This is a genomic window from Marilutibacter maris (assembly GCF_006546735.2).
In the GTDB taxonomy this organism is placed as follows: domain Bacteria; phylum Pseudomonadota; class Gammaproteobacteria; order Xanthomonadales; family Xanthomonadaceae; genus Marilutibacter; species Marilutibacter maris.
Genome location: NZ_VICD02000054.1, coordinates 1 through 7,557, shown reverse-complemented (window position 1 = coordinate 7,557; position 7,557 = coordinate 1). Strand labels below are relative to the sequence as shown.

Genomic DNA, 7,557 nt, shown 5'->3' with positions numbered 1-7,557 from the left:
GCTCATCGGCGGCGCGGTGGTGGGGCCCCGATCCCATTGCGGTACCGCCACCGGCGGCCGCGAGCCGTTGCGGGCGCGGCGTTCGCCGTCGATCCGGTCGAGGTCGCGCCACGGTGGCTTGCCGCCGTCGTCGTCGTGCCGGTGCGGCGGCCGGTGATGCGGCGGCCGATGCGGACGGCGCGGGTAGTACGGGTACCCCGGGTAGTACGGCCGGTAGTAGCTGTACGGGTAATAGCCGTAGGGCGAGTAGCCGTAGGGCGTGCCGTAGCCGCCGTAATAGCGGTACTCGACCGAGGGTCGGCCGTAGTAATAGCCGCCGCCGTCGCCGCGGTAGGCATAGTCGCTGATGCAACCGCCGAGCAGGGCGATCGCGAGCGCCGGAGCGAATACACGGAAAATCAATGTGCGGGCCATGTTGGAACCCCCCATTCAGTACACAGCCACCATGGGCCGGGGGCTTTGAACTCGGGCTTAACCCGGCGCGGCCGATCCCGCCAGGGGCGCGTCTTGCCGACCATCGGCCGCCGGTGCGAGCATGCCGACCTCCCCCGTCGGTTCCCTCCACGATGAACCTGCACCGCGCCTCGGGCCAGTGGCGGCTTGGTCTGTCCCTGTCGTTGTTCACCGCCCTGTGCTGGGCGACCCTGCCGATCGCGTTGAAGATTGTGCTGCAGGAGGTCGACGCGATCACCCTGACCTGGTTCCGGTTCCTGGTCGCGGCGTTGTTCACCGGCGTCTGGCTGGCCCTGCGCGGGCGCCTGGGCGGGTACCGCCGTCTGGGGCGCGGCGGCTGGCTGATGCTGGCGGTCGCCGGGTTGATGCTGCTGGGCAACTACGTGTTCTACCTGCTCGGCGTGCAGCACACCTCGCCGGCCAACACCCAGTTGCTGATCCAGCTGGCGCCGCTGCTGATGGCGCTGGGCGGAATCTGGGTGTTCGGCGAGCACTTCCGCGCCGCGCAGTGGCTGGGCCTGGCGATGCTGGTGGGCGGGCTGGTGCTGTTCTCATGGGACCAGTGGCAGGGCGCGCAGGGGCCGGGCTATCTGTTCGGCTCGATGCTGGTGGTGATCGCGGCGGTGGTGTGGGCGATCTACGCGTTGTTGCAGAAGCAGTTGCTGTTGAAGCTGGGGTCGATGCAGATCCTGCTGTGCATCTACGCGCTGGCGACGCTGGCGTTGTGGCCGTTCGCGCAGCCGTCGGCGCTGCTGGAGCTGGACCTGACCCACTGGCTGCTGCTGGGCTACTGCGCGTTGAACACGATCGGCGCCTACGGCGCGTTCGCCGAGGCGCTCGCGCACTGGGAGGCGTCGCGGGTATCGGCGGTACTGGCGACCACGCCGCTGTTGTGCATCGCCGCCTCGGCGTTGGTGGCGACGCTGTGGCCGGGTTGGCTGGCGCCGGAGCGGATCGCCTGGCTGGGCTGGCTGGGCGCGGGCATGGCGGTGGCCGGCTCGGCCGCGGTCAGCCTGATGGGGCGCCGCACGCGTGCGGCGCTGAGCGTGCCGCCGTCCCATCCTCCGGCGGTGGCCGCCGTTGACGCCGCCGATGGATCGACACGCTAAGCTGCGCGCAATGAACGCCAACGACGTCAGCGCGGCGACGACCGCCTCGAACACCGCCGTGCCATCCGCGGACCGGGACGCCGCGACGGCACAAGCGCCCCGGTATGCGGACGTGCTCGCCGCAGCGGCGAGGATCGCGCCGCATGCGCACGTGACTGCGGTGATGCGTTCGCACGCGCTGGACGCGATCGCCGGCTGCGAATTGCACTTCAAGTGCGAGAACCTGCAGCGGGTCGGCGCGTTCAAGTTCCGCGGCGCCTGCAACGCGATCTTTTCGCTGTCGGACGAGGAGGCCGCGCGCGGCATCGTCACCCAGAGTTCGGGCAACCACGGCGCCGCGGTCGCGCTGGCCGCCCGTCTTCGCGGCACCACCGCGACCGTGGTCGCGCCGCGCAGCACGCCGAAGGTGAAGCTGGCGGCGATCGCCGGTTACGGGGCGCGGATCGTGCCCTGCGACACCCTCCAGGCATCGCGCGACGCGGTCACCGCGCAGGTGCTGGCCGATACCGGCGGCGTGCTGGTGCATCCGTTCAACGATGCGCGGGTGATCGCCGGCCAGGGCACGGCGGCGCTGGAGCTGCTGGCATCGGCGCCGGGGCTCGATGCGCTGCTGGCCCCGGTCAGCGGCGGCGGCCTGATGTCCGGGACCTGCCTGGCCGCGCACGGCATCGATCCCGATATCGAATTGTTCGGCGCCGAACCCGAAGGCGCACGCGACGCCCACGATTCGCTGCACTCGGGCACGCGCATCACCGGTCGCAGCGCCGACACCGTCTGCGACGGCCTGCGCGCCGAACTGGGCACCCTGACCTATCCGATCCTGCGCGAGCACCTGCGCGACATCCTGCTGGTCGACGACGCCGCCGTGATCGCCGCGATGCGGCTGGTCTGGGAGCGGATGAAGCTGGTGATCGAGCCCTCGGCGGCGGTGCCCCTGGCGGCGGTGCTCGCGCATCGCGAACGGTTTGCCGGGCGCCGGGTCGGGCTGGTGCTGTCCGGAGGCAATGTCGATCTGGACGCGTTGCCGGCGCTGTTCGGCCGCGTCGGCCGCCCGGGCTGAGCCAGCTACTTCAGGTGGCGTGAATAGAGCCGGTGGCGGATTGGGCCCTGGTGGCGCGGTCTGCCTCTGCATTCGATCTTTTTGTGATCTTCATTGGATTTTTCCCGTGACCGGGCTGGCAGGCTCTGGGTCACGGAAGCCCCGTGCACCCGGTGGCGGCATCAGGCGAAGGAACGCGCTCAATCGATAGCGTTTTCCGACAACTGCTGGAAGCCAAGGGGGTGGCGGATGGTGGAAGTGGAGTTTCGCGTGGTCTCCGACCGACGCGAAGGCCTGTTGCTGGCGTTGGGGCAGACGGTCATCGCCAACGGGTTCATCCTGCTGCGGCAGCGGATGAGCGGATGCGCCGAAGGCGTGCAACTGATCCTGCGGGTACGCGGCCCCGAGTCGGGCCTGCTGATGCTCGAGGAACGCCTGGGCAGCCATCACCTGGTCAGGAGTTTCGAGTCCGGTCCCGCCGACGACGCGCCCGCGCCCGTGACCGTCGCGGTGGCAATGGAGCGCGAGGCCGCGACCGGCGCCACCGTCAGGGCGGTTGAGCCGCAGGCCGTCGGCTCGATCGCGACGGCGCGGGTCGAGATCCTGCTGCCGCAGTTGGCGCGCAGCTATCCGAACATCAACATCCTGATCCAGGCGTTGCGCACCGAGCTGCCGCCGGCGCAGCGCGAGCCGACCCTGGTCCACGTCGGCCAGCGGGTCGGCACCTGGGTCTACAAGCGCGACTTCGCCCTGGGCGGACGCCTGTCCCTGCGCGATGCGCTGCGCCGCATCGCCACGCCGGCGCTGCGGCCACTGGTCCGGGCCGAGCCCGATGGCGATGCGCTGCTGGTCGACAACAGCCCGTTCTTCCAGCCCGGACACGACGCCAGCTGCCACTTCCTGCGCGGCCTGCTCGAAGGGCTGCTCGGCGGAGCGCACGGCATCGATGGCCTGGTCGCGACCGAGCACCAGTGCCGCGGTGGCGGCGCCGGTGCCTGCCGTTTCGAGTTCGGCCACTGATCCGGCCGCGCCTCGCTGCCCGATTCCTTGCGGACCGCCGCTTCTGTCCGGCGCCCTTGAGCGCAACCGCCGCGTGCGATCCGCGCGCGGCCATCGTCCGTCCGCACGCCGTCGCGCGTCAGCCAACAGGGGAAATGTCATGCCACACGAACACGCCATCCAGTGCATCCACGAGCCGTACCTGGTCGTCCTGTCCTACCTGGTCTCGGTCCTGGGATCGTTCACCGCCCTGCAGCTGGCGGTCGCGATCCCGGCGGCGACCGGCCCCGCCCAGCGCCTGCGTGCGATCGTCGCCGCCGGCGTCGCGATGGGCGGCGGCGCGATATGGGCGATGCACTTCATCGCCATGCTCGCCTGCAACATGGACATACCGGTTGCCTACGACGTCGCGCTGACCACGCTGTCGGCGCTGATCGGGATGGTCTCGTGCATGCTCGGGCTGAGCATCGCCGGCAGCAGCGTGTTCGGCTGGGGCAAGCTGGTCGTGGCCGGGGTGTTCATGGGGCTGGGCGTGACCGGCATGCACTACACCGGCATGGCGGCGATGATGATGCCGGCCAACGCGGTCTACGACACAGCCCTGGTCGCGGCCTCGGCGACGATCGCGGTGGTGGCCTCCATCGTCGCGCTGTGGCTGGCGTTCAAGCTGCGCGGTGCGATGCAGATGTTCGGCAGCGCGCTGGTGATGGGCATCGCGGTCTGCGGCATGCACTACACCGGCATGGCCGCCGCCAGCTTCCTGCCCAATGGCGCCGGCAATGCGGTGCTGGCCGGCGGTCTGAGCGGCGACTACCTGGGCAGCAGCATCTTCGTGGTCACCACCGTGGTGCTGGCGATGATGCTGGTCACCAGTCTGATCCGGCAGCGTCAGCGCCAGCTGGTCGAGATATGAGCCAAGCGGAGCCGCGCCGCGATCGCGAAGGGCCGCGGCGGCGGCCCTTCGTCGCCGACCGGCGCATAATGCCCCGCTTCCCCCACGAGGACGGATCGGCGATGAAGATCGACGGTACCCGCAGTCACGACCGCGCCACCGAGCTGGTGCTGGGCTACTACGCCGCGTTCAACCGCGGCGACTGGGACGACATGCTCGCCCTGCTCGACGAGGGCGTGATCCACGATCTCAATCAGGGGCCGCGCGAGATCGGGCGGGACGCGTTCGCCGCGTTCCTGCAGCGGATGGCGCACAGCTATCGCGAACAGTTGCGCGACATCGTGGTGATGGTGTCACCGGACGGCCGGCGGGCCGCGGCCGAGTACGTCGTCCACGGCGAATACCTTGCCGACGACGAGGGCCTGCCTCCGGCGCGCGGCCAGCGCTACGTGCTGCCGGGCGGCGCGTTCTTCGAACTGCGCGACGGCCGCCTCGCGCGGATCAGCAACTACTACAACCTGCAGGACTGGATCGCGCAGGTGGGCTGAGCCCGGGGCCATGCCCGTCGAGCGCCCACGCAGGTCGAGACCATGGGAGCGGCGTGAGCCGCGATGGTTTCATTGGAAAGGCCCTCGCGGCTTACGCCGCTCCTACGAGGGAAAGCATGCGCGGCGATCGTGCAGGAGCATGGACGCCGTCGCGGCACCGGCCGCGCAGGAGTGATTCCGGGACAGGCGAATGTTCTTCGTAGCAGCGGCGTAAGCCGCGATCCCCGGGCTATGCCCGGGAATCCCCAAAGTTTGCTTCATAAACCTCGGGCCCCGCCGTTGCGCTCCCACACCCCCATTCGCATCTGCGATGCGAATCGCCCCCTGACTCAGGGGGGAACGATATCCGGCTGCGCTCGGATATCTCCCAGAGTTTGCTGCGCAAATCTCGGGCCCCGCCGCTGCGCTTCCACACCCCCATTTGCGCTGCGCGCTCAGGGGGCTTGGGCCATCAACCATCCTGTAGGAGCGGCGTGAGCCGCGATTGGGCGTTCATGGGAAAGCTTCCCGCGGCTTGAGCCGCGCCTGCGGGCGGTCCGGCGATCAATCGCCGGTGCCGGCCAGCATCGTCAGTCCTTCGCCCAGCAGCAGTCGGGTCACCGCCGCGCGTTCGGCCTGCGGTTGCCCCTCCAGCGCCGCGGTCAGCTGGCCGACCGCACGGCAGCGGGCGCGGTTGTTGCCGCCGTTGAGCGCGGTGGTGAAGCCGTCGTTGAGCATCGCCGCGCGCACCGCCGCGGCCTTCAGCGCCTGGCGCGCGGCGTCGGCGTCATAGGCCTGCGGGCTGCCCTGGGCGGAGCTCATCAGCACCAGCACCACCGCGTTGGCCAGGCGCTGGCGGCTGTTGTCGCCGAGCGTGGCCGCGGCGCGGTTCAGGCCGTCCAGGCTGCGGTCGCCATCGGGTTCGAACAGGGCGCACAGCGCGCGCGCCTCCTTCTCGTCCTGGAGGCTGTGGTGGACCGCCTGGAACAGGGTGTCGACGGCCGGGTCGGGCGCGTTGCGCAACAGCGCGGCGCCATTGCCGGCGAGCACGGCCGGGTCGACGCCCCAGGCTTCCATCATCGCGCGGGTGTCGGGCCCGGGCGGCGGTGCGGCGGCGGCCGGGTGGGCGGCGCTCGAGAACAGGGCGATCGCCAGGCCGAGCGTGCAGAGGGTGGAAACGGCGAACGGTCGGATCAGGGTGCGCATGGGGACGGGGCGGATGACGGTGTCGGGTCGAATCTAGTCGCGTGCGCCTGAACGGCGGCGTGAGCGCGTCGCGAACCTTGCCGGCATCGCGCCCCGTTGTTCAGGCGCCGCGATCGCTGCGCAGGCGCCGGGTCGAGCGGGCGTCGCCGGCCGCCGCGCGCGCGGCGACCAGGCTGAAGGCGACGATGCCGATCACCACCAGCAGCGCGCCCCACAAGGCGCGTCCCTGAGGCCATGCCTCGCCCAGCCAGAGTACGCCGAACAGGGTCGCGAACAGGATCTCGGCCGCCTGCATCGCCTCGGCCGCGGCCAGCGCGGTCGGCTCGTTGCGGACCATGCCGGTGGCCTGGAAGAACAGCACGGTGGCGATGATGCCGGCGCCGATCGCGACGCCGGCGGCGAGCCAGACCTGACCGCTGTCCGGCGTGCCGGCGCCAGCGAAGGCGAACGCCGCCAGCGCCCACCAGAACGGCTGGCTGGCCAGGGTCATGCCGAACACGCGCTGGGTCGCGTTGAGGGCTTCGCCGCTGCGTTCCAGGTGCAGCAGCAGACCGCGGTTGCCGAGCGGGTAGGCGAATGCGGCGGCGGCGACGCAGACCAGGGCGATCCAGCCGTCGCGATCGAGCTGGCCGCCGCCGTGGCCGAACTGCATCAGCATCACCCCGGCAACCACGACCAGGCCGGCCAGCAGGGCCGGCAACGGAATCCGCGCGCGTCGGTCGCCGGCACCGCGGTACAGCAGCGGCGCGCACAGCATCCCCGCGACCACGGTCAGCTGGAAGGTGCCGGCGACCAGCCACGACGGCCCGCTGGCGGCGGCGAAGCTCAGGCCGACATAGAACACCACGAAGCCGATCGCGCTCCAGGCCAGCCACGGCCCCGGATGCGCGGCGATCGCGCGCAGCACCGGCCCGGCGCCGCCCTGCCAGCGCATCAGCGGCCACAGCAGCGGCAGGGTGATCAGGTAGCGCAGCGCGGCCGTCCACGCCCAGTGGCCACCGTCGACCGAGGCGGCGCGGTTGAGCACGTAGGTGCAGGTGAAGAACAGCGCCGAGGCCAGCGCGATGGCGACGGCGAGCAGGGCGGTGCGGCGGTCGGGCGTGGACATGCTGGCAGTGTGGCCCCGCGGTGGCTTGCCGATCATGGCGGAGGCGGCGGCGAATGCGAAGCGGTGCGGGGGCGTCCGCAAACACCGGCGCGCCGCTTGTGGAGGCGAGGAAGGGCCTCAGCGTCGGCGCACCGGAATGCCGGTCGCCGGCACGCGCACCTCGTCGACGCCGCCGACCCGGATCGGCGCGCCCGGTGGCGGCCCCCAGGCGTGCGCGTAGATCA

General features: G+C 71.0%; 8 protein-coding genes. 5 read left to right on the top strand and 3 right to left on the bottom strand.

Annotated elements, in window-relative coordinates; all coding sequences use genetic code 11:
• On the bottom strand, positions 1–414 hold a 414-nt coding region (locus FKV24_RS04045), incomplete at its 3' end, for a hypothetical protein (protein WP_141481437.1).
• A gap of 152 nt (positions 415–566) precedes the next feature.
• Here FKV24_RS04045 and FKV24_RS04040 point away from each other — a divergent pair.
• The 5 genes from FKV24_RS04040 (at position 567) to FKV24_RS04020 (ending at position 5,040) form a co-directional block, all read left to right on the top strand.
• Complete coding sequence (locus tag FKV24_RS04040; protein WP_211371776.1) at positions 567–1,562, top strand: DMT family transporter; 996 nt, start codon at positions 567–569, stop codon at positions 1,560–1,562.
• Between the two features lie 10 nt (positions 1,563–1,572).
• Positions 1,573–2,622, top strand: a complete 1,050-nt coding sequence (locus tag FKV24_RS04035) for a pyridoxal-phosphate dependent enzyme (protein WP_141481435.1) — start codon at positions 1,573–1,575, stop codon at positions 2,620–2,622.
• Between the two features lie 249 nt (positions 2,623–2,871).
• Positions 2,872–3,621: a hypothetical protein gene (locus tag FKV24_RS04030; protein WP_141481434.1), complete on the top strand. Its 750-nt coding sequence runs from the start codon at positions 2,872–2,874 to the stop codon at positions 3,619–3,621.
• Positions 3,622–3,760: 139 nt separating this feature from the next.
• Positions 3,761–4,513 (top strand): MHYT domain-containing protein, encoded by a 753-nt coding sequence (locus FKV24_RS04025; RefSeq protein ID WP_141481432.1) that lies wholly within the window; start codon positions 3,761–3,763, stop codon positions 4,511–4,513.
• A gap of 101 nt (positions 4,514–4,614) precedes the next feature.
• Complete coding sequence (locus tag FKV24_RS04020; RefSeq protein ID WP_141481431.1) at positions 4,615–5,040, top strand: ketosteroid isomerase-related protein; 426 nt, start codon at positions 4,615–4,617, stop codon at positions 5,038–5,040.
• 543 nt (positions 5,041–5,583) lie between these two features.
• Here the strand turns inward: FKV24_RS04020 and FKV24_RS04015 are convergent.
• Positions 5,584–6,225, bottom strand: coding sequence for a hypothetical protein (locus FKV24_RS04015; RefSeq protein WP_141481429.1), 642 nt, complete (start codon positions 6,223–6,225; stop codon positions 5,584–5,586).
• A gap of 100 nt (positions 6,226–6,325) precedes the next feature.
• Positions 6,326–7,333 (bottom strand): multidrug resistance efflux transporter family protein, encoded by a 1,008-nt coding sequence (locus FKV24_RS04010; protein WP_141481427.1) that lies wholly within the window; start codon positions 7,331–7,333, stop codon positions 6,326–6,328.
• Between the last annotated feature and the right edge of the window lie 224 nt (positions 7,334–7,557).